The organism is Pseudomonas sp. CGJS7, assembly GCF_036961695.1.
Map to the genome: position 1 here is coordinate 43,246 of NZ_JBAMDI010000006.1, position 21,046 is coordinate 64,291.

At 66.5% G+C, this 21,046-nt stretch carries 16 protein-coding genes; 8 read left to right on the forward strand and 8 right to left on the reverse strand.

What is annotated here, in order from left to right:
• Position 1: 1 nt before the first annotated feature.
• The 5 genes from V7787_RS06010 to cyoA all read right to left on the reverse strand — a co-directional run bounded on the left by V7787_RS06010 (position 2) and on the right by cyoA (position 5,426).
• A complete protein-coding gene (locus tag V7787_RS06010) occupies positions 2 to 781 on the reverse strand; it encodes an SURF1 family protein (RefSeq protein WP_336086491.1) in 780 nt (259 codons plus the stop codon).
• Between the two features lie 354 nt (positions 782 to 1,135).
• The gene (gene cyoD, locus V7787_RS06015) at positions 1,136 to 1,555 is read right to left on the reverse strand and encodes a cytochrome o ubiquinol oxidase subunit IV (RefSeq protein WP_336086494.1); all 420 of its coding nucleotides are present in this window, start codon (positions 1,553 to 1,555) and stop codon (positions 1,136 to 1,138) included.
• Positions 1,552 to 2,181 carry a cytochrome o ubiquinol oxidase subunit III gene (gene cyoC, locus V7787_RS06020; RefSeq protein ID WP_336086496.1) on the reverse strand — a complete coding sequence of 210 codons (630 nt, stop codon included), beginning with the start codon at positions 2,179 to 2,181 and terminating at the stop codon, positions 1,552 to 1,554. Before cyoC ends, cyoD begins: the two co-directional genes overlap by 4 nt.
• Before the next feature lie 121 nt (positions 2,182 to 2,302).
• Positions 2,303 to 4,276 (reverse strand): cytochrome o ubiquinol oxidase subunit I, encoded by a 1,974-nt coding sequence (cyoB, locus tag V7787_RS06025; protein ID WP_336086655.1) that lies wholly within the window; start codon positions 4,274 to 4,276, stop codon positions 2,303 to 2,305.
• 100 nt (positions 4,277 to 4,376) lie between these two features.
• Complete coding sequence (gene cyoA / locus V7787_RS06030) at positions 4,377 to 5,426, reverse strand: ubiquinol oxidase subunit II (protein ID WP_336086498.1); 1,050 nt, start codon at positions 5,424 to 5,426, stop codon at positions 4,377 to 4,379.
• A gap of 466 nt (positions 5,427 to 5,892) precedes the next feature.
• Here cyoA and V7787_RS06035 point away from each other — a divergent pair, with 466 nt between their 5' ends.
• Positions 5,893 to 7,227, forward strand: a complete 1,335-nt coding sequence (locus V7787_RS06035; RefSeq protein WP_336086500.1) for an MFS transporter — start codon at positions 5,893 to 5,895, stop codon at positions 7,225 to 7,227.
• 167 nt (positions 7,228 to 7,394) lie between these two features.
• On the opposite strand, the gene V7787_RS06040 is transcribed toward V7787_RS06035, so the two are convergent.
• Together V7787_RS06040 and V7787_RS06045 are read right to left on the reverse strand one after the other, a co-directional pair.
• Positions 7,395 to 8,621, reverse strand: coding sequence for a pyridoxal phosphate-dependent decarboxylase family protein (locus V7787_RS06040; RefSeq protein WP_336086502.1), 1,227 nt, complete (start codon positions 8,619 to 8,621; stop codon positions 7,395 to 7,397).
• A gap of 934 nt (positions 8,622 to 9,555) precedes the next feature.
• Positions 9,556 to 11,163 carry an alkaline phosphatase D family protein gene (locus V7787_RS06045; protein ID WP_336086504.1) on the reverse strand — a complete coding sequence of 536 codons (1,608 nt, stop codon included), beginning with the start codon at positions 11,161 to 11,163 and terminating at the stop codon, positions 9,556 to 9,558.
• Positions 11,164 to 11,631: 468 nt separating this feature from the next.
• Between V7787_RS06045 and V7787_RS06050 the strand changes: the two genes are divergently transcribed.
• From V7787_RS06050 to V7787_RS06080, 7 genes are all read left to right on the forward strand, one after another.
• Positions 11,632 to 12,390: a glycoside hydrolase family 16 protein gene (locus tag V7787_RS06050; RefSeq protein ID WP_336086505.1), complete on the forward strand. Its 759-nt coding sequence runs from the start codon at positions 11,632 to 11,634 to the stop codon at positions 12,388 to 12,390.
• Positions 12,391 to 12,507: 117 nt separating this feature from the next.
• Entirely contained in the window at positions 12,508 to 13,977 is a 1,470-nt protein-coding gene (locus tag V7787_RS06055; RefSeq protein WP_336086506.1) for a hypothetical protein, read from the forward strand.
• Between the two features lie 261 nt (positions 13,978 to 14,238).
• Positions 14,239 to 15,390, forward strand: a complete 1,152-nt coding sequence (locus V7787_RS06060; RefSeq protein ID WP_336086508.1) for an OprO/OprP family phosphate-selective porin — start codon at positions 14,239 to 14,241, stop codon at positions 15,388 to 15,390.
• A 158-nt stretch (positions 15,391 to 15,548) separates the two neighbouring features.
• Positions 15,549 to 17,699 carry an ATP-binding protein gene (locus V7787_RS06065; protein WP_336086510.1) on the forward strand — a complete coding sequence of 717 codons (2,151 nt, stop codon included), beginning with the start codon at positions 15,549 to 15,551 and terminating at the stop codon, positions 17,697 to 17,699.
• An 8-nt stretch (positions 17,700 to 17,707) separates the two neighbouring features.
• Positions 17,708 to 18,076, forward strand: a complete 369-nt coding sequence (locus V7787_RS06070; protein WP_336086512.1) for a response regulator — start codon at positions 17,708 to 17,710, stop codon at positions 18,074 to 18,076.
• Positions 18,073 to 18,534 carry a chemotaxis protein CheX gene (locus V7787_RS06075; RefSeq protein WP_336086514.1) on the forward strand — a complete coding sequence of 154 codons (462 nt, stop codon included), beginning with the start codon at positions 18,073 to 18,075 and terminating at the stop codon, positions 18,532 to 18,534. Before V7787_RS06070 ends, V7787_RS06075 begins: the two co-directional genes overlap by 4 nt.
• 107 nt (positions 18,535 to 18,641) lie before the next feature.
• Positions 18,642 to 19,778, forward strand: coding sequence for a M23 family metallopeptidase (locus V7787_RS06080; protein WP_336086516.1), 1,137 nt, complete (start codon positions 18,642 to 18,644; stop codon positions 19,776 to 19,778).
• A 7-nt stretch (positions 19,779 to 19,785) separates the two neighbouring features.
• Here V7787_RS06080 and V7787_RS06085 read toward each other — a convergent pair whose 3' ends face one another.
• Entirely contained in the window at positions 19,786 to 21,039 is a 1,254-nt protein-coding gene (locus V7787_RS06085; RefSeq protein ID WP_336086518.1) for a YcaO-like family protein, read from the reverse strand.
• Positions 21,040 to 21,046: the final 7 nt, after the last annotated feature.

Consider the following 21,046-nt stretch of genomic DNA (forward strand, 5'->3'; position numbering starts at 1 on the left):
CTCATTGTCTGCCGCCGGCGGCGGGCGCGCGGGCGCGGCGCAGCCGGCGTTCTTCCAGGGCCACGCGCCAGCCGGCCGCGACCACCATCAAGGCCAGCGCGAACCAGGTCAGCGCGTACTGCAGATGGTTGTTGGGAAACTTTATCACCGTCAGCCCGCCGACCGGCCAGACCGGTTCGGCGTTGGGATCGCTGGGCAAGGGCGCGGCGCGGTCGGCGTCGAGGAAGTAGGGCGCTACGTCCGGCAGGCCGCGCGCAGCGGCGATCGCGGCGACGTCGCGCGAGTACCAGCGGTTCTGCGCGGGCGCGTTGTTGCGCATGAAACCGCCGCCGGGTTCGCTGAGCCGCAGCAATCCGTCGATCTGGGTGTCGGTGGGTGCGGCTGCGGGGACTTCGCGCGCGCTGGGCACGAAGCCGCGGTTGATCAGCACGGTCTGGCCGTCGTCGGTGCGGAACGGGGCGATCAGCCAGAAGCCGGGGCCGAGTTCGGTGACCGCTTGGGTCAGGGTGTCGTGGCCGGGCAGGTAGCGGCCGTGCAGGCGGATGTGGCGGTATTCGTATCCGGCCGCATCGATGCGCGGCCATTCGGACTGCGTTGGCGCGGCGCCGGGCGGCGCGTGGACGCGCGCTTCCACGCGCTGGATCAGATCGAGTTTCCAGGCGCGACGCTGAATCTGCCAGCCGCCCAGAGCGATCAGGCCGATGAAGGTCGCCAGCAGTGCGAGCGCGAGAGCCGTCAGGGCGAAACGTCCGCGGGGGCGCTTGGCGGGGTTCGCGGTCATAGGGGCCTCTTGGGGCGAGACTTGAGGGTGTTGCGGGTGCTGCGGGTGGATCGTCGCTCTGGCGGGGACGGGAGTCCAGGGCCAAGAGCCTTCAGCGTCATCTTTCCAGAACGTCGTTCCCGCGAAGGCGGGAATCCAGAGACTTCAGCGGCATCTCTCCAGCACGTCATTCCCGCGAAAGCGGGAATCCAGAGACTTCAGCGTCATCTTCCCAGCCCGTCATTCCCGCGAAAGCGGGAATCCAGCGACTTCAAACGTTCTCGCACGAAAGGCACTGGATTCCCGCCTTCGCGGGAATGACGGTAGGTAGGAACGCGGTGTTCGAGTGCTGAGCGCCGCGTCCCGAATCCCGCCTCAGGGCATATTCCGCATGTCGTGCATCATCGGCATCATGTTCGTATTGAGGTGATGCATGACCCACAACGAACCGGCCAACATGATCACCACCAGCACCAAGGTGAAGATCAGCGCGAGCATGTTCCAGCCGCCTTCCGACTTCGTGTTCATGTGCAGGAAGTAGACCATGTGCACGACGATCTGCACGACCGCGAAGGCCAGCACCACGAACGCGGCGATGCCGGAGTTCGGGATCACCTTGGCCATCACCAGCCAGAACGGGATCGCGGTCAGCACCACCGACAAGATGAAGCCGATGGTGTAGCTGCGGTAGCTGCCGTGGGCGCCGTCGTCGTGTTCGCCGTGACCGTGATCGTCGTGGCCGTGGCCGTCGTGGTGGCCGTGGTCTTGCTGTTGCGTGGCGGTGGGCTGACTCACGGCAGCACTCCCATCAGATAGACGAAGGTGAAGACGCCGATCCAGACGACGTCGAGGAAATGCCAGAACATCGACAGGCACAGCAGGCGGCGGCGGTTCTCGGGGGTGAGCCCGTGCTTGCCGACCTGCGCCATCAAAGTCACCAGCCAGATCACGCCGAAGGTGACGTGCAGGCCGTGGGTGCCGACCAGGGCGAAGAACGAGGACAGGAACGCGCTGCGCTGCGGGCCGGCGCCTTCGTGGATCAGGTGGGCGAATTCGTACAGTTCCAGGCCAAGGAAGGCCAGACCGAACAAACCGGTCACCGCCAGCCAGCCCTGCACCGCGGCGACCTTGCGCTTCTGCATCGCGATCATCGCGAAGCCGTAGGTGATCGACGACAGCAGCAGCATCGAGGTGTTGATCGCCACCAGTTGCAGATCGAACAGATCCGCGCCCGACGGGCCGGCCGCGTAGCTGCGGCCGAGCACGCCGTAGACGGCGAACAGCACGGCGAAGATCAGGCAGTCGCTCATCAGGTAGAGCCAGAACCCGAGCAGGGTGCCGTTCTCCGGATGGTGCTTGCCGTGTACGTCCAGGAAGACCGGACGCCCGTCTGGTTGATTGAGAGCGATAGAGGAGGACATGGTTGCGATCAAGAAGTGAGCGAAGAGAAGTGAGGAGCGAGCAGAGCAGGAGATCGAAGCGAGCCAAAGGTGAATTCTTTGCCTTTACTCGCTCCTCGCTCCTGTCCGCTCACTTCCAACGCTAGACAGCGGCGGCCAGTTGTTGCGTGCGCTGGGCTTCGGTCGCGGCCACTTGCTCGGCCGGGATGTAGTAGTCGCGCTTGTAGTTGAAGGTGTGGACGATCGCGGCGATCACCGTCGCCGCCAGCGACACGCCCGCGACCAGCCACATCTGCCAGATCAGGGCGAACGCGCACACCGTGCTGAGGCCGGCGATGACGATACCCGCGCCGGTGTTCTTGGGCATGTGCACCGACAGGAAGCCGTCCTGCGGACGCTGGAAGCCGCGCTGCTTCATGTCGTGCCAGGCGTCGTTGTCGTGCACCACCGGGGTGAAGGCGAAGTTGTAGTCCGGCGGCGGCGAGGAGGTCGACCACTCCAGGGTGCGGCCCTGCCACGGGTCGCCGGTGGTATCGCGCAGCTTGTCGCGGCGCAGGATGCTGACCGCGAACTGGATCAGCATGCAGGCGATGCCGATGGCGATCAGCACCGCGCCGAAGGCGGCGATGACGAACCAGATCTGCAGCGATTGGTCTTCGAAATGGCTCATGCGGCGGGTCACGCCCATCAGGCCGAGCACGTACAGCGGCATGAAGGCGAAGAAGAAGCCGGTGATCCAGAACCAGAACGAGCACTTGCCCCAGAACGGATCGAGCTTGAAGCCGAACGCCTTGGGCCACCAGAAGTTGATGCCGGCGAACAGGCCGAACAGCACGCCGCCGATGATCACGTTATGGAAGTGGGCGATCAGGAACAGGCTGTTGTGCAGGACGAAGTCGGCCGGCGGCACCGCCAGCAGCACGCCGGTCATGCCGCCGATGGTGAAAGTGACCATGAAACCGATCGTCCACAGCATCGGCACTTCGAAACGGATCCGGCCGCGGTACATGGTGAACAACCAGTTGAAGATCTTCGCGCCCGTGGGGATCGAGATGATCATCGTGGTGATGCCGAAGAACGAGTTGACGCTCGCGCCCGAACCCATGGTGAAGAAGTGGTGCAGCCACACCAGGTAGGACAGGATGGTGATGACCACCGTCGCGTAGACCATCGAGGCGTAGCCGAACAGGCGCTTGCCGCTGAAAGTCGAGACGATCTCGGAGAAGATGCCGAAGCACGGCAGGATCAGGATGTAGACCTCCGGGTGGCCCCAGATCCAGATCAGGTTCACGTACATCATGGGGTTGCCGCCCAGATCGTTCGTGAAGAAGTTGGTGCCGGCGTAGCGGTCCAGCGACAGCAGGCCCAGCACCACCGTCAGCACCGGGAACGCGGCGACGATCAGCACGTTGGTGCACAGCGAGGTCCAGGTGAACACCGGCATCTTCATCATCGACATGCCGGGGGCGCGCATCTTGACGATGGTGGCGATCAGGTTGATGCCCGATAGCGTTGTGCCCACGCCTGCTATCTGCAGCGCCCATATGTAGTAGTCCACGCCGACCCCTGGACTGTAGGCGATGCCCGACAGCGGCGGATACGCCAGCCAGCCGGTCTTGGCGAACTCGCCGACGAACAGCGAGACCATGACCAGCGCCGCGCCGCAGGCGGTCATCCAGAAGCTGAAGTTGTTGAGGAACGGGAACGCCACGTCGCGCGCGCCGATCTGCAGCGGCACCAGGTAGTTCATGAAGCCGGTGACCAGCGGCATGGCCACGAAGAAGATCATGATCACGCCGTGGGCGGTGAAGATCTGGTCGTAGTGGTCCGGCGGCAGGTAACCCGCGTTCTCGCCGAAGGCCATGGCCTGTTGCAGGCGCATCATGATCGCGTCGGCGAAGCCGCGCAGCAGCATCACCAGACCCAGGATCATGTACATGATGCCGATCTTCTTGTGATCGATGCTGGTGATCCACTCCTTCCAGAGATAGCCCCAGAGCTTGAAGTAGGTCAGCGCGCCGAGCACGGCGAGGCCGCCGAGCACGACGCCGGCGAAGGTGGCGATCAGGATCGGTTCGTGCAGCGGGATCGAGTCCCAGCTGAGCCGGCCGAAGATCAGCGAGGCTTGGTTGGACGGGTCGGACATCTTCACTCCAAAAGTCCGCGAGCGGACTCGGCGCGCATGGCGCGCGCCGGTTGCAATCTAAGGTTTGCGATCAGGGCGCCAGGGTGGCGACGCCCCAGTTCGGCGTGGCGGTCGGTTCGGTCACGCACATCGCCGAGGCGACCACCGGGCCGCCGCGCAGATCGCCGCGACGGCGCGGCGCCAGCGCATTGGTGTTCAGGCCCAGGCCGCCGCCGGCGTCGATCGCCATCATTTCGTCCATGCACATCTTCGAGGAGTCCACGCAACGGTTGAGGATGGCTTGATACAGACCCGGCGCGACCGCGCTGTAGCGGCGGACCGGTTCCTTTTCGCTGGGGCGTTCCAGTTCCAGGTAATCGGCGCGCTGCAGCACTTTATTGGCGGCGCGGTTCTGCGCGACCCAGCCGTCGAAATCGGCCTGGCTCATGCCGTGGAAGCGGAAGCGCATGTGCGAGAAGCCTTCGCCGCTGTAGTTGGCGGAGAAGCCTTCGTAGTTGCCGGGGTGATTCATCACCGCGTGCAGCTTGGTCTCCATGCCCGGCATGGCGTAGATCTGGCCGGCCAGGGCGGGGATGTAGAACGAGTTCATCACTGTGGAGGCGGTGATCTTGAACTGGATCGGGCGATCGACCGGCGCGGCGATTTCGTTGACCGTGGCGATGTTCTGTTCGGGATAGAGGAACAGCCACTTCCAGTCCAGCGCGACCACTTCGATCACCAGCGGCTTGACGTCGGCCGGAACCGGCTGGCCGGCCTTGATCCGGTTGAGCGAGCGATACGGGTCCAGGGTGTGGGTGCTGACCCAGGTGATCGCGCCGAGCACGATGATGATCAGCAGCGGCGCGGCCCAGATCAGCAGCTCCAGCTGGGTCGAGTGGTCCCAGTCGGGCTTGTAGACCGCGGCCTTGTTCGAGGCCCGGTAGCGCCAGGCGAAGAACAAGGTCAGCGCGATCACCGGCACGATGATCAGCAGCATCAACACGGTGGAGACGATGATCAGATCGCCCTGTTGAGCGGCCACGTCGCCGGGCGCGTTCAGCAAGATCGTATTGCAGCCCGCCAGCGGCAGCAGCGCCGCAGCCAGGAGCAGGGGTTTTAGCAGGGATTTGATAGCGTTCATCAACCTGACGCGATTGCACGGCAAGGCCGCGACAGCCGCGGCGATGGGCGCCACTTTAGGCGTCGCGGACTGTGACGACGATTGGACGTTTTGTCCTATGGCAGCGGCGGGCGGGTGGTGGGAAGCTAGCCGCGTTGCCGGGTTCGGGGCGATGGCTGTTGGGTGGACGTGTCGTCTTCGCGTCGTCTCCGCGCCGCCCCGAAACCGTCATTCCCGCGAAGGCGGGCTCCGCTTTACTTCGGCGGAGCCGAACATCCAGGGCCTTTCGTGCGAGAACGCCTGAAGTCGCTGGATTCCCGCGTTCGCGGGAATGACGATAGGTAAGGTTCGTCGCAGTGGTTCGGCGGGCCCGTCTGGTAAATCGTTTCTGTCCTGTAACAACCGCAACCGCTTTAACTGAACGTATCCGCCTGTTTGCGCAAACCATCCAGGCCCGATCGCGCCACGCACTACAGCCGAATCAACGATGCATACGCCAAATCACGCAAACCCGGCCAATCCCGATCCGTCCCAGACCGTCTCGGTGCACAGCACCGATGCGCACGCGGAGGTGGCGCCGGGCGATATCGCGGTCGGCGTGGTGATCGGGCGTACCTCGGAATACTTCGACTTCTTCGTCTACGGCATCGCCTCGGCGCTGGTGTTCCCGTCGGTGTTCTTCCCGCACCTGGGCAAGCTGGAAGCGACCTTGTGGTCGTTCGCGATCTTCTCGCTGGCGTTCATCTCGCGTCCGCTCGGCACCGTGTTGTTCATGTGGATCCAGCGCCGCTGGGACCGCAGCACCAAGCTCACCATCGCGCTGTTCCTGCTCGGCACCTGCACTGCGGGCATCGCCTTCCTGCCCAGCTTCGGCAGCATCGGGCCGTTGTCGATCGTGCTGCTGTCGTTGTTCCGGCTCGGCCAGGGCATCGCCCTGGGCGGTTCCTGGGACGGCTTGCCGTCGTTGCTGGCGTTGAACGCGCCCAAGGAACGGCGCGGCTGGTACGCGATGCTGGGTCAGCTCGGCGCGCCGGCCGGCTTCATCATCGCCGCGGCGCTGTTCGCCTATCTCAACACCGCGCTGCCGCGCAGCGACTTCCTCGACTGGGGCTGGCGCTATCCGTTCTTCGCCGCGTTCGCGATCAACGTGGTCGCGCTGTTCGCGCGTCTGCGTCTGGTGGTCACCCACGAGTACGAGCGCGAGCTGGGCGAGCACGAGCTGGAGCCGACCCCGGTGCTGGAATTGTTCAGCGCCAAGGGCCGGCACGTGGTGATCGGCGCGTTCGCGGCGCTCGCCAGCTATGCGCTGTTCCATATCGTCACCATCTTCCCGCTGTCGTGGATCCTGCTGTACTCGGATCAGTCGGTCAGCCAGTTCCTGGTGGTGCAGATCGTCGGCGCCTGTCTGGCGGCGATCGCGGTGGTGGCTTCGGGCTGGATCGCCGACCGTTTCGGCCGTCCGCGCACCTTGGCCGCGCTGGCCGCGGCGATCGCGATGTTCAGCGGTTTCGCCCCGACCTTGATGGCCTCGGGCGATCTGGGGCAGGACGCGTTCATCCTGATCGGCTTCGTGCTGCTGGGCTTGTCGTACGGCCAGGCCGCCGGTTCGGTGACCGCCAACTTCGGCTCCAAGTATCGCTACACCGGCGCTGCGCTGACTTCCGATCTGGCCTGGCTGATCGGTGCGGCATTCGCGCCGCTGGTGGCGCTGGGGTTGAGCGCGCACTTCGGCTTGGGGTTCATCGGCGTGTATTTGCTTTCCGGCGCGGTGTGCACGATGGCGGCGTTGGGTGTGAACCGCGCATTGAAGCTGCGTAGCTAAAAAAGCTATTCCCTTCTCCCGCTTCGCGGCGCCCGAAGGGTGTGCAAGGCTGAGAAGGTGGCCCGAAGGGCCGGATGAGGGCGCGCTGCTCGAAGTCTCGCAGCCCTCACCCCAGCCCTCTCAGCCTTGCACACCCTTCGGGCGCCGCAAGCGGGAGAGGGAGCAAGTCAGTAGCGCCGCTGCGCGCAACGCTCCAAATCTTCCAGATACGCATCCACACCCTGGTCGTGCACCGGGGTAACCGTCATATGCAACGCCGCCGGATGCGTCAGCCGGCTGATATGCCAACCGCGTTGCTGCATCGCATCGCCGATGCCGTGAATGTCGTATTCGTCGGAACCGAACGCGATCACGCTCAGATGCGGCGAGCCCAGCACGTGCAGGCCGGGAATGCGCTCGATCCCTTCGATGTAGCGATCGCGCAAATGCATCACCCGCTGCGCCAGCGTGCGATAGCCGGTTTCGCCCAGGTAATGCATCACCGCCCAGGCCGCGGCCACCGCGCCGCCGGGCAAGGTGCCCGACAGGGTTTCGGTGCGGTACAGACCTTTGGGCCAATCGCTGTACTCGAAAAACTGATGCGCCTGATCCTCTGCGTCGGCGTACAGCACCACCGAAGCGCCGTTGGCGGCGTAGCCGAACTTATGCAGATCCGCCGACAGCGAGCGCACCCCGGGGATGCCCAGATCGAAGCGCGGCACGCCGGTCATGAAGCGCGCCACGTGAGGCGCCAGAAAACCGCCGATGCACGCGTCCACATGCAACCACACCTCGCGTTCGCGGGCGACGCGGGCGAGTTCCTCGACCGGATCGATCATCCCGAACGGCAACGACGGCGCCGAAGCGACGATCATCATCGTCTCGTGCTCGATGCATTGCGCCAGGGCTTGAACATTGGCGCGGTAATCGCCGCCGATCGCCACCCGGATCACGTCCAGCCCCATCAGCTCGGCGGCCTGATCGTAGGCCGGGTGCGCGCTGGCCGGCAGCAGCAGATGCGGGCGCCGCACTTGCGGGCGCTTGGCGCGGAAGGCGCGGTAGGCGCTGCGCACGGCCAGCATCACGCTCTCGCTGCCGCCGGAGGTGACGGTGCCGCAGGCGTCGCGGCCGCCGCCGAGCAGCGACAGCGAGATCTGCACCAGATCGTCCTGCATCTTGCGCAGACTGGGGAACATGGTCGGCGCCAGCGCGTTCTCGCTGATGAACATGGCATAGGCGCGGCGCGCGACATCGAGCACGTCTTCGCCGGCGTAATAGACATGCAGCGAGCCGCGCCCGTGGCGCCAATCGGCATCGTCGCTGCGCAGATCCGACAGCGCTTCCTGCAATTCGCTCCAGGGCCGCCCGCGGGCGGGAAGGGTCTTGCGTCCGGGAACATTCAACGAGGAAATCATGGGCGCGATCTCGTAAGCGGAAGGGAATGGCGAGGTCGAAAACGGGAATGAGGGCGCGCGCCGACCGCGCACGGCGGCGCGGCCGCGGCTGCCGGCGATAGTGCGATCCACGGCAGATCCCGCGCGTGATGCGATCGCCGATCCGCGCCGGTCGCGAAAACGCGGGCGCGGGCGAATCGGAAACCGCGACGTAGGCCGCGCGCGGGTTGGGTCAGCGCGCGCAACTCATGGGCGACAGCGTTCCGGAGGCATCAATCCGCGCCCGTGACGGATGCGCGGCCTGGCGCCGAACGAGTGGAAGATCGTTCGACCTTGAGGCCGAACGCGGTCGCTGCTGAACTTCTTCAATGGACGTGCTCCGTGTCGCGAAGAATGAGTCGCGTATGAAACGTACCGGCCCGAACGGTAGCTGCGCGTTAGTTGTAATCGGTATGCGCGCTGTCGGCGGTTGCGACGAAATAGTCAGATAAAAATTGCCAAGACAGTGTTACGTCCTGGTGTCGTATCGGTCAACGATCGCGCGAGTTTGCGTGTCGAAGTAGCGATGCGTATCGCATTGCGCAGCGCGAGCTATCACATAATCCATCGCGCGCGCACTGTATCGACGGATTTATGTCCGTGTCTTGCGTGGTCGAGAATTCGCCTTGATTTCAGGGTTATTGTCGATGTGTGATCGCAGTTGTGAAGCGCGATGAGCGACAAATAGCGATGCGATCGTCTGTGCGCGATCGGCGCTCGGCCGTGAGTTTGGGTGAGCTATGTGCAGTGCGCGTGATGCGCCGATGGCGATGCGGCGACAGGCTGGCGATAGATGGCGCGCAGCGATCGATTGGTGCGACGCGTTGCGTCGCTTTGCGCCGTGCGTGGGCAGCGCGCTGGTCGAACGCCGGCGATCGGTTCGCGTGTGAGCGAACCGATCGCGGGCGTTCGCGGTTCAGCTTGCCGCCAAGGTCTTGCGGAAAACGCTGGTGCCTTCCAGGTCGCGCAGATCGACGCTGAGCGAGCGGCTGTCCGGATCGATATTGACCTCGCCGAAGAACTGATAGCCCGCCAGCGGCGAAGCGTTCGGCGACGGCGGCGCTTTCTGGAACACCACCTGCGGGCCGAAGCTGCCGTCCAGGGCGTTGGGCCCGAACGAGCCGGCGTTGAGCGGGCCGGCGACGAATTCCCAGAACGGCGAGAAGTCCTGGAACGCGGCGCGGCCGGGGTCGTAGTAGTGGGCCGCGCAGTAGTGCACGTCGGCGGTCAGCCAGACCACGTTGTCGACGTCGCGGATCGCGTGCAGCAGTTCGGCGAATTCCAGTTCGCGTCCGCGCGGCAGGCCGTTGTCGCCGTTGGCGACGGCTTCCCAGCGCGGCCGGCCTTGCGCGTCGGTGCCGTCGGGTACGTGCAATCCCAGCGGCATGTCGGCGGCGACGATCTTCCAGGTGGCGCGCGAGCGGCGCAGGCCTTCGGCCAGTTCGCGCAATTGGCGGCGGCCGAGGAAGGCGGTGTCGGGGCCGGCGGCGATTTGCAGATTGTCGGTATTGGGTCCGCGATAGCTGCGCATGTCCAGCATGAACACGTCCAGCAGCGGCCCGTAATGGATGGTCCGCTCGATCCGCTGATTGCGCGCGTCGCCGCCGTGGCGGCGCTGCGGCGAGTATTCCAGGAACGCCTGACGCGCGCGTCGCACCAGCACGTCGATGTCCTTGACCGTATAACGCGGGTCGGCGCTGAGGTCCTTGGACGGCGACCAGTTGTTGACCACTTCGTGATCGTCCCATTGCCACAGCTGCGGCACCTGCGCGGCGAAGCGGCGCAGATTGTCGTCGAGCAGGTTGTAGCGGTAGCGGCCGCGGTATTCGTCCAGGGTCTCGGCGACCTTGTGCACGCCTTCGGCGACGAGGTTGCGCCAGATGCGGCCGTTTTCGGCCTTGGCCTCGGCGGCGATGGGGCCGTCGGCGTAGATGGTGTCGCCCGAATGCAGGAAGAAGTCCGGGTCGCGCTGGCGCATGGCTTCGAAGATGCGCATGCCGCCGATCTCCGGATTGATGCCCCAGCCCTGGCCGGCGACATCGCCGCCCCAGACCAAGCGCACTGGCCGGCCGCGGCCGTGGCCGAAGGCGCAGGGCGCGGCGCGCAGGCGGCCTTCGCTCCAGGCGCTGCGCACGCCGCTGCGCGCGTCTTCGAACGCGACCCGGACCTTGCGCTGGGCCGGGCCCGGCAGCATCGGCACGTCCAGGCGCGCGGTGTAGTCGCTGGCCGCGGTCGCCAGCGGGCCGCGCAGGCGCAGTGCGCGGCGGAAGCCTTCGTCGTCGCCGATCTCCACCAGCATCCGCGCCGGCCGGTCGCTGCGTGCCCACACCGTGGCGCCGCGTTGGCTCACATCGCCGAACTGCAGGCCGTACGGCAATTGCGGGCGCGCCGATTCGGCGGTGATCGGATGCGGCCCGGCGGCGAGCGCGGGCAAGCCGGGCAGGGCGGCGCCGAGCGCGCCCAGGCCCAGGGCGCTGCCGGACTGGCGGAGGAAACGGCGGCGGAAGGAATCGTGATCGTGCATGGCGTCGGCTCGCACTGGTGGGGGAGTGCCGACCCTAGCTTGTGCAGATGGCAGTCTTGTGGCTGTCATCGGTGTGTCGCGCGGCGGTAGCGATGGGGCTGGCCGGTTGGGTCGCGGGGTGGTGGAGGAAAGAGCGAATCTCCCCCAGCCCCTCTTTTACAAAGAGGGGAGCGCCGGCGCGGGTCGCTTGGGGAGCGGCTCCGCTTCGGGGCTTGCGAACGAGTCGGCAAGCTGCGACGCAACCGCTTGTCTCCCCTCTTTGGAAAAGAGGGGCCGGGGGAGATTTGCTCCACCGGCCTCGACCTCGACGCACTCCGCCGCCCGATCCGGTCAACGGCGAACCGCGAGCCGCATCGCGCTTTCGACAACCCGCACAAGCGCGGACCACCATCGCGACCGATTCGACAGGTGAGCGACAGCTTCGCGCCTTAACGTCGCGGGCGACCTCCTCTCGGAAATCTCCGCACCATGCCGCAGCGCTCCAAGCCGATCTTCCGCCGCCGCAGCATCGTCTGCGCACTGTCGTTGCTGATCTGCGGCCAAGCCGCGGCCCAGACGTATCTGTTCAACGACGAATTCAACGGCGCCGCCGGCACTCAGCCCGATCCGGCCAAATGGGAGCAGCAGACCGGCTGCGAATGGGGCAACGGCGCCGAAGCGCAGTGCTACACCGATGGCGGCCACAACGCCCGGCTCAATGGCAGCGGCCAGTTGGTGATCACTGCCCGCCGCGAAAACTACAACGGCTACGCCTACACCTCAGCGCGGCTGATGAGCCGGCAGACCCACCCCAAGGGCCGTGTGCAGGTGCGGGCGAAGATGTCCAAGTGGCAGTCGGGCGCGTGGCCGGCGATCTGGACCCTGGGCCAACCCGAAGCCGAATGGCCGCGCTACGGCGAACTCGACCTGATGGAGAACGGCCTCAACGGTTCGCGCTGGCGCCCGGAGTATCACGTGCACACCGCGACCTCGGGCGAGGGCGGCGAGTACGCGATCGATCCGACCCAGTGGCATGTCTACGAGGTGCGCTGGAACAGCGGCCCCACCGCCACCGCCTCGTTCTACGTCGACGGACGCCTGGTGCGGACCTTGCCGTACGCGGTGCCCGCGGCGGCGCCGTCGACGGTGCTGTTGAACATCGCCGTCGGTTCCTATGCCGGCACGCCCGATCCCGCGCTCAACAGCACGATGACCATCGACTACGTGCGCGTGTCGGCCTTGCCCTGATCCCGTCGCGGCTGCTTGCAGGGCCGCGCACGCGCGAACAAAACGTCTTTCCACGAGCCGGACGGCGCGGCGCTGCGCGCCGTCGCGGCGTTCTTTTACCCAGCGCAAGGATTTCCAATGCTTATCGCATCCAATCGTTGTTTCCGGCGTGGCCGCGCGCACGCGGCCGGCCGCTTGCTCAAGCGCGCTGTGGCGTTCGCTCTGGCCTCATTGGCCGCAGTCGCTCCGGCCGCCGCGGCCGAACGGGCGGGCAAGGCCGCGCCCGCCGCCAGCGTGTTCGTCGATTTCACCGCTCGCGGCCGGGCCACCTCGGCGTATTCGCTGGGCTCGACCGTGTCGACCTACGCCGACGGCGGCAGCAATCTGATCAAGGGCCCCAACAGCGCGCAATGGCGCCAGTACCTGGGCGATCTGGGCCCGCTGGTGTGGCGGATTCCGCTGTTCCACCACGACGGCCAGGTCGGCTCGGCGGCCGGCGGCATCCACGGCGGCAACGAGGGCGAGGCTTACATCCGCGCGATCAAGGGCATCAACGGTATTCCGATGATCGCCGTCGGTGGCACCAGCAACGACAACGACATCCGCGCCGCCGACGCGGCCGCGTTGGTGCGCTACTTCAACGACAACGGCGGCCAGCGCGGCGGCCCGGTGCTGGATTACATCATCGGCAACGAGCCCGACAACGGCTTCGGCATGCCGCCGTATATCCACGGCGGCAACGGCAGCGACGGTTTCCACGCCATCGCCGTGGCCATGCGCGCGGCTAGCGCGCAGAAGCTGGCATTGGCCGGCCCGTCGCTGGTGACCTGGGCCGACTACAAGTTCGGCGACTTCCGCCAGTTCTTCGCCGCCAGCCACGCCGACACCGATGTGGTGGATTTCCATAAGTACGGCAGCGGCAGCCCGCTGGGCAATCTGGCGACCACCACCGATTACGGCGCGGCCATCGCCTGGTTGCGCGCCGAAATCGACAGCGCGTTCGGCGCCCGCGCCGGCGGCGTCGCCATCCAGCTCGGCGAGTTCAACTACAACCCGTGGTACGGCGAGCAGTGGCGCGCTTCGTTCTACACCTCGCGCAACACCGTGCACACCGCTTCGGTGATCGGGCATGTGCTGCGCGCCGGTGGCCGCGCCTATCACTATTCGGACAACAACGGCCCGCTGGGCCTGCTCACCGATGGCAGCGACCGCAACGATCAGCCGGCCGGCAAGCAGATGCGGTTGCCGGCGTACTGGGGCGTTTCGGCGTGGAGCGGCGGCGCGTGGTCGCGGCGTTACGGCCAGTACATGGTCGCGGCCAGTACCCAGGTGCCCGATCTGGAAGTGTTCGCGACCGACAACGCCAAGAAGATCGTGCTGATCAACAAGTCCGAAACCACCGACCGCCAAGCCACCATCGCCCTGACCGGCACCGTCAGCGGCCGCTACACGGCCTGGCGCTATGCGCGCGGCATGGACCCGGCCAACTTCGCCAGCGGCGCGCAGTATCAGCCGCCGGCCAAGGTCGCCAACGCGGCGGCGTTCTCGCAAGGGCGGATCAGCGTCAGCGTGCCGTGGATGAGCGTGGTGGTGATCGACGTCAACTGAGCCGCGCACAGGTCCGATGGACAAGCAAGGCCCGCGACTTCGGTTGCGGGCCTTGTTCGTTGCAGGGCACGCGGTTGGCCGTGCCAGCGATCAGGACAGGTTGGCGACAGTCGCCGCGATTAAGATGCCGCGCCCGCTGCATCGGCAACGCAGATCGCGCAACCTCGCGAACGCTTCGCGTCCCGCGCGATGGCGGGCATCGACCACCCGCATCGATACCGCGACGATTCGCGTCGCCGGCGATGCGCCAACGGAAATGCAATGACTATCAAATACGCAATGACGGGCGTCGCGATTCTCGCGTTCGCCGCACCGGCGATGGCCGGCGATACCGGATACAGCCTGCTCGGCGAATGGCCGGTCAAGGCCAGCCTGGGCTCGGATTGGGAAGTCGGCCTCAAGGGCAACCTGGCTTACGACTACAACCGTTTCGAGCAAGACTCGTTGCCCGGCAACGCGGTGGAAGAAGATGCATGGCGGCGCCAGGAACTTAGTCTCTATCTGCGCAAGCCCGGGATTTTCGAAGCTTCGGTTGGCTACGACTTCAAGAACGAAGTCTGGCTGGACAATTATCTCAAGCTCTCCAACGAGCGCGGCGGCGATCTGCGCATCGGCCAGTTCAAGACCCCGGTCGGTTTCGAAGAAGGCGCGGTGGCTTCCAACGCGACCACGTTCCTGGAGCGTTCGCTGGCCGCATCGATGGTCTATCAGGGCCGCCGTCTGGGCGTGGACTGGACTTACGAGCGCATTCCGGGCTGGTACTTCAACGCCGCGCTGATGACCGGCGGCGATCTGCAGGGCGACAACGACGGTCGCACCCTGGCCGCGCGGGTGGTGTTCAATCCGATCCGCAGCGAAGATCAGGTGCTGCACCTGGGCCTGGCCGCGTCGACCGAAAAGCGCGACGACGATCTGGCCCGGGTGCGGGTGCGTCCGGAAGCGTTCCTGACCGCGCGGCGTCTGGTCGATTCCGGCGCGCTGGGCAACGTCGAGCATATCGACCGCGTCGGCGTGGAAGGTCTGTGGCAGCGCGGGCCGTGGCTGGCGCAGGGCGAGTACCTGCGCATGGACGTGCAACGCGAAGGTCAGCCCGATTATCGCGCCGACGGTTACTACCTGTTCGGCGCGTGGATGCTGACCGGCGAACAGCGCAGCTACAAGAGCGCAGCGCTCGGCAACGTCAAGCCCGCCAACGCTTACGGCGCGGTCGAACTGGCCTTGCGTTACAGCCGGGTCGATCTGAACGACGGCGTCCTGCGCGGCGGCCGCCAGAGCGACTGGACCTTCGGCGCCAACTGGTACCTGGGCCGGCATCTGAAGCTGCAGGCCAACTACGTGCGTGTCGACAGCCAGCGCCTGGGCGTCAAGGCCGATCCGGACATCACCGAAGTGCGCGTGCAGATCTACTTCTGACAGCGACGGCGCGCGGCGGCCCTCGGGCCGATGCGCGCCGGTTCTCAACTCACGGACGTCGCCCTGGGCAAGCCGCATCGCGGTTCGCCCAGGGCGCGCCGCATCCATCCGACCCAGCAGCGGCGCCGGCTCCATCGCGGCGGCGCGGGAGTGCCCCAATGCAGCAGGCCCGCAACAGTGTGTGGAAACGCTACTTCTTCCTGATTCTGGCGGTGAGCCTGTTCCTGGTCATCGCCGCGGCGGTCATCGTCGTCAGCTTGCGCTTGTCGAGCCAGATCGCCCAGGGCACCCAGGCGCGCAACCTCAGCGGCGCCCAGCGCAGCGCCTCGCAGATCGTGCTGCGCTCGATGCTGGAGATGGAGCACGATCTGGCCGCCGGCCGCGCAGTCCAGCCGGCGCTGCGGCGCACGCTCAAGGCCGAATCGCAGCTGATCAGCGACGCGGTGCGGACCTTCCGCGAGGGCGGCGCGTCCGGCGGCGACGGCGAGGCGACGCTGAAAGCCGGCGCGGGTTCGCACAAGATCGCCGGGATCAACGAGGAGATCGCGGTGCTGTGGGCGCCGTACGCTTCGGCGATCGCGCCGATCCTCAAGAGCGCCAATCCCGATCCGCAGCAACTGGCGCTGGCGATCGAATACGCGCGCAGCCACAACGTCCGCCTGTACGCGGCGATGAACCGATTGGTCGACAGTTCCTCCGAAATCACCGAGCAGGCCAACCGCAAGCTGCGCGATACCCAGAATCTGGGCGCCGGCCTGATCCTGCTGAACTTCCTGTTCACCGCCTTGTTCGCCTTCCGCGGCCTGATGATCGGCGATCGTGCGGTGGCGCGTTCGCGCAAACAGACCGACGACATCCTGGCCACGGTGAAGGAAGGCCTGTTCCTGGTGACGCCGGACTTGGCCGTCGGCGATCAGATGTCGAACTCGCTGCCGCAGGTCATGCAACGCCGGGTCGAGCCGGGCATGAACTTGATCGAGGTGCTGCGGCCGATGGTGGCGGCGCAAACGCTGGAGGCGACCCGCGACTATCTGGGCCTGCTGTTCGGCAAGCGGGTCAAGGAAAAACTGGTCGCCAGCCTCAATCCGCTGTCCGAAGTCCCGGTGGCCGGCGGCAGCGACGGCCGCGGCCAGCCCTTGCCGCGTTATCTGAACTTCCAGTTCAACCGGGTGCAGGACAAGGACGACACCGTCTATCTGCTGGTCACCGTGTCCGACGCCAGCGAGCGCGTGCGCCTGACCAATGAAGTCGCCGCGGCCAAGACCCGCACCCGCGAGGAAATGGAAGGGCTGTTGCGCGTGCTCAGCCGCGAGTCGACCGAGGTGCGGGTGTTCCTGCACCGCATCGGCACGGTGCTGGAGCGGGTCAACGACGATCTGCGCCAGGCCGCGGCGCGCCGCAGCGGCACCGATTATAGCGAATTGGTCAACGCGATCTTCCGCGACGTGCATTCGCTCAAGAGCGAGGCGGCGGCGCTGAATCTGGAAATGATCGAAGCGCTGGCGCACAACTTCGAACAGGACCTGGTGCAAGTGCGCGACCGCGGCAGCGCCGAGGGCAGCGACATGGTGCGGATGACCGTGCATCTGGATGATCTGTTCGAATGCGTAGCGACCATCCGCGACTTTCTCGACCGCATCTCCGGCGGCCGGGTCGTGGCCGGGCAGGGCGCGGCCAAGCCCTCGCAGCAATCGATCGAGGGCTGGCGCTCGCTGGCGGCGCGGATCGCCCGCGATCAGGCCAAGCAGGTGCGGGTGGACGCGCAATTGGACGCGTTCGACCGGCTGCCGCCGGAGCAGCTCGATTCGCTGCGCACGGTCGGCCTGCAACTGCTGCGCAACGCCGTCGCGCACGGCATCGAGCCGATCGAGGAGCGGCTGCGGATCGGCAAGCCCGCGGTCGGCACGATTTCGTTCCGGGCCGAATTGCTCGGCAGCCGCCAGATCGAACTGGTGGCGCGCGACGACGGCCGCGGCATCGATGCCGAACGCGTGCGCGCCTCGCTGATCGCCGCCGGCGAATACAGCAACGACGCGGCGATCGGCCTGAGCGACCGCGAGTTGATCCTGAAAATCTTCGAACCCGGCGTCTCCACCGCCGAAGCCCACGACCGCGATGCCGGCCATGGCGTCGGCATGGACCTGGTGATGAAGCAGGTGCGGGCGATGTCGGGAACGATTTCGCTGGCGACCAAGCTGGGCGCGTACACCGAGTTCCGGATCCGCCTGCCGGTGGCCGAGTTGCGCGGCGCCGAACCCGAGCCGCGTCCGGTCCAGGCCGAACCGGCCGAGTTCCAACTGAACCTGTGAGGCCTGCGATGAAACTGTTGATCGTCGACGATTCCAACGTGATCCGTCAGCGGATCGCGCGACTGGCCAGCGACACCCGCCTGCCGGAGACCGAAATCGTCGGTCAGGCCCGCAACGGCGCCGAAGCCTTGAGCCTGTTCGTGCGCCATCGGCCCGACATCGTGACCATGGATTTGACCATGCCCGAACTGGGCGGGGTGGAGTGCACCGAACAGATGACCGCCATCGATGAGCGCATCAACATCCTGGTGGTGTCCGCGCTCAGCGACAAGGCCACCGCGATCGAAGCGTTGAAGAAGGGCGCGCGCGGATTCCTCTACAAACCCTTCACCGACGACCAGTTGGTCGATGCCTTATTGGAGATGCTGCCCGCATGAGCGACCTCAACGAGACCGAAATCCGGGTGTTCATCGACGCCATCACCCACTATTTCGATCAGCTCACCCAGGAAGCGGCGACCGTGCGCGGCGCGTTTCTCGACGACAACGGCGGCAGCGTGCCGGTGTACGACTACAGCGGCCAGATCGCGGTCAGCGGCCAGTTCCGCGGCACCATCACCGTGTCGGCGCCGCGGGCGTTGATCCGCCATCTGCTGCTGGCGATGAGCGAGCAGGACCAGTCCGACGCCAACCTGCGCGATACCGTCGGCGAGTTGGCCAACACCCTGGCCGGCAACGCGCGCAAACACTTCGGCAGCGACATGCAGATCTCGGTGCCGCGCACCGCCGCCGGCGCGATCGGCAAGGGCGCCTCGCGCAAGCGGCCGTACGTGATCATGATCAGCTGGAAAACCTACAGCGCCTCGCTGGTGGTGGATATCGAACGGCTGGATTAACGCCAGGGCAGCGTCGCCCGGACCGATGACAAATGGCATGGGACGCGGCATCGGCGCTAACCGATGCTGCGTGCCCGCGCCGCCCTCATCTGCCCAGGATCCGTCTCATGCCGCGTCCGCTCGCTTACGTATCGACCCTGATCCTGTGGTGCGCGCTGGTCGGATCCGCCGGCGCGGCGGCGCCGGTCGACAGCTTCGATATCGCCGTGCCGCAGGCGCCGGTGCCGCTTACCGTCGAAGGCCGGCAGCGTCTGATGTACGAACTGCATCTGACCCATTTCGGCCGCTCCGAGTTGAGTCTGGAACGACTGGTCGTGCTGAACGCGGACGGCGATACGGAGCTTGCGCAGTGGCGCGGCGCCGATCTGGCTGCGCGCAGCCGCACCATCGGCCGCGATTCGGCGACCTTGAACGCGCCGATCCGCCCCGGCGAGCGCGCGGTGGTGTACGTGGAATTCGACCTCAGCGCGGCGCCGCCGAAGCAGTTGCGCCACCGCTTCGAATTCGCCTCCGCCTCGGGCGCGGCGACGGTGATCGAAGGCGCCGCGGTCAGCCCGGGCGCGGCGCCGCGCCTGCAACTGGGCCCGCCGTTGCGCGGTGGGCCGTGGATCGCGATCTATTCGACCCAGTGGCCGCGCGGTCACCGCCGGGTGTTCTATACCCTGGACGGCCGCGCGCGCTTGCCCGGCCGCCACGCCATCGATTGGGTCAAACTCGATGCGCAAGGCAACAGCCATCGCGGCACTCGCGAGTTGCCCAGCGATTTCCTGGGGTACGGCGAGCCGGTGCTGGCGGTGGCCGACGCCACGGTCGCGGCGGTGCGCGACGGCATGGCCGAGGCGGCGACGGTCGCGGGCAATCCCAAGCACGATTTCGATCAGGCTCCGGGCAACTATGTAGTGCTGGCGCTGGGCGACGGCCGCTACGCGACTTACGAACATCTGCGCCCGGGCAGCATCAAAGTCGGCCAGGGCGATCGCGTGCGCCTGGGCCAACAGATCGGCGAGCTCGGCTTCACCGGCGACTCGACCGGGCCGCATCTGCATTTCCACTTGGCCGACGGTTCCAAGCCGCTGTCTTCGGAAGGCGTGGGCTACGGGCTGGCCGGGTTCCGTTTGCTCGGCCATTACGCGCGGCCGGATCTGCTCAACAAGCAAGTCTGGGACGGCTTGGCCGAGGGCGTGGAGCCGCAACGCCGCAACGAACTGCCGGCCGCCAACTCGGTGATCGAGTTTCCGCGTTAAGCCGGACTCAGGCTGCCACCGGTGCGGGCGTTTCCGGCGCCGGCGCCGCTGCCAACAGCGCGCGGCCGCGCCGGCCGGGCGCCATGGCGATGCCGGAGCTGACCAGGAAGAAGCGCTCCAGCGCCAGCGACACCACGTTGACCACGCAGAAGCGTCCGGGCTCCTCGTGGTTGATCGCGTAGTGCAGATCGATGCCGCGCGCGCGCAGGCGTTCGATCAGAGTTTGCAGCAGCGCGGCCGGCGGCATCGGCGCGGGCGTGTGGTCGCGCCAGCGGCCGCGGCGCAGGCGCGCGGCGTCGATCTGGAACACGGCGCAATCGCGCAGTTTTGGATAGGCGGCCAGCGCATCGAGCACGCGTTGCGAATAGCCGCTCATCTTCGGCTCCAGCCGCGGCAACTCCAGCGCCTGCACCAGTTCGGTGATCGCGCGGGTGGCGGCGTGCTCGGGGTAGATCGAGGCGCCGTAACCGCAGGTGTGGATCGATTCGTCGTCGCGCAAATCGGTGGCGGTGGCGATGAAGCAGGGCACGCCGAGGTCGCTGGTGACCTCGATCAGCAGAATCTCGCGCTGCAATTGCGCGCTAGCGTCGTGCAAGCGGCGCGCCAGCGTTTCGGGCAGATCGCGCGGCTCCAGGCGATAGCCGTAACTGGCCGGATCGCCGAGGTAATGCGCGGTCAGGAACAGCGACCAGGCGTCGCGCTCGATCAATTCGCCGATCGCGTGCACTGCGGCTTCGGCCAGGCTGCCGCCGATCGCGGTGCCGTTGTTGGAGCCGAAGCGCATCGCGCTGGCGTAATCGAAATCGTCTTGCGGCGGGCGCCAGTCCAGGTAAGTGGGGTAAGACAGAAACAGCGGCAACGCCACCTCGGGTTCGCCTTGCACGAAGGAGCGATAAGCGCGGCAGGCCAGTTGGCGTTCGGGTTGGCGCGCGAACGCGGAGCGGAACGGCAGATCGGCCATCAGCGGGTCGCTCAGGCAATCCGCGCCGCTGCGCAGGCTCAATACCGTTTCGGCGGCGGTCTTGCCGGTGAACAGATGTTCGACCGCCTCGTACAGCGCGCCGACCTGGGCCGGTTCGCTTTCGCCCTTGCCGAAGCCGTTGCCGAGCATGCGGCCGTGTTCGTCGTAAAGCGTGCAGATCGTCGCCGCGAACGGCTCGCCGATGCGCTGCAGTTCGGCGCGCCACTCTTGCGCCTGGAGAAAATCGCGCAACACCCGCTCGGCCTCGCCGAGGCTGCGTTCTCGTTCCAGAGGAATCACGTTCGCG

What these genes read in the sequence shown, in the direction of transcription:
- V7787_RS06065 (WP_336086510.1), top strand. Translation starts at nt 15,549, where the DNA reads ATGCAGCAGGCCCGCAACAGTGTGTGGAAACGCTACTTCTTCCTGATT.
- cyoC (WP_336086496.1), bottom strand. Translation starts at nt 2,181, where the DNA reads ATGTCCTCCTCTATCGCTCTCAATCAACCAGACGGGCGTCCGGTCTTC.
- V7787_RS06035 (WP_336086500.1), top strand. Translation starts at nt 5,893, where the DNA reads ATGCATACGCCAAATCACGCAAACCCGGCCAATCCCGATCCGTCCCAG.
- V7787_RS06045 (WP_336086504.1), bottom strand. Translation starts at nt 11,163, where the DNA reads ATGCACGATCACGATTCCTTCCGCCGCCGTTTCCTCCGCCAGTCCGGC.
- V7787_RS06055 (WP_336086506.1), top strand. Translation starts at nt 12,508, where the DNA reads ATGCTTATCGCATCCAATCGTTGTTTCCGGCGTGGCCGCGCGCACGCG.
- V7787_RS06010 (WP_336086491.1), bottom strand. Translation starts at nt 781, where the DNA reads ATGACCGCGAACCCCGCCAAGCGCCCCCGCGGACGTTTCGCCCTGACG.
- V7787_RS06080 (WP_336086516.1), top strand. Translation starts at nt 18,642, where the DNA reads ATGCCGCGTCCGCTCGCTTACGTATCGACCCTGATCCTGTGGTGCGCG.
- cyoA (WP_336086498.1), bottom strand. Translation starts at nt 5,426, where the DNA reads ATGAACGCTATCAAATCCCTGCTAAAACCCCTGCTCCTGGCTGCGGCG.
- V7787_RS06060 (WP_336086508.1), top strand. Translation starts at nt 14,239, where the DNA reads ATGACTATCAAATACGCAATGACGGGCGTCGCGATTCTCGCGTTCGCC.
- V7787_RS06070 (WP_336086512.1), top strand. Translation starts at nt 17,708, where the DNA reads ATGAAACTGTTGATCGTCGACGATTCCAACGTGATCCGTCAGCGGATC.
- V7787_RS06075 (WP_336086514.1), top strand. Translation starts at nt 18,073, where the DNA reads ATGAGCGACCTCAACGAGACCGAAATCCGGGTGTTCATCGACGCCATC.
- V7787_RS06040 (WP_336086502.1), bottom strand. Translation starts at nt 8,621, where the DNA reads ATGATTTCCTCGTTGAATGTTCCCGGACGCAAGACCCTTCCCGCCCGC.
- V7787_RS06050 (WP_336086505.1), top strand. Translation starts at nt 11,632, where the DNA reads ATGCCGCAGCGCTCCAAGCCGATCTTCCGCCGCCGCAGCATCGTCTGC.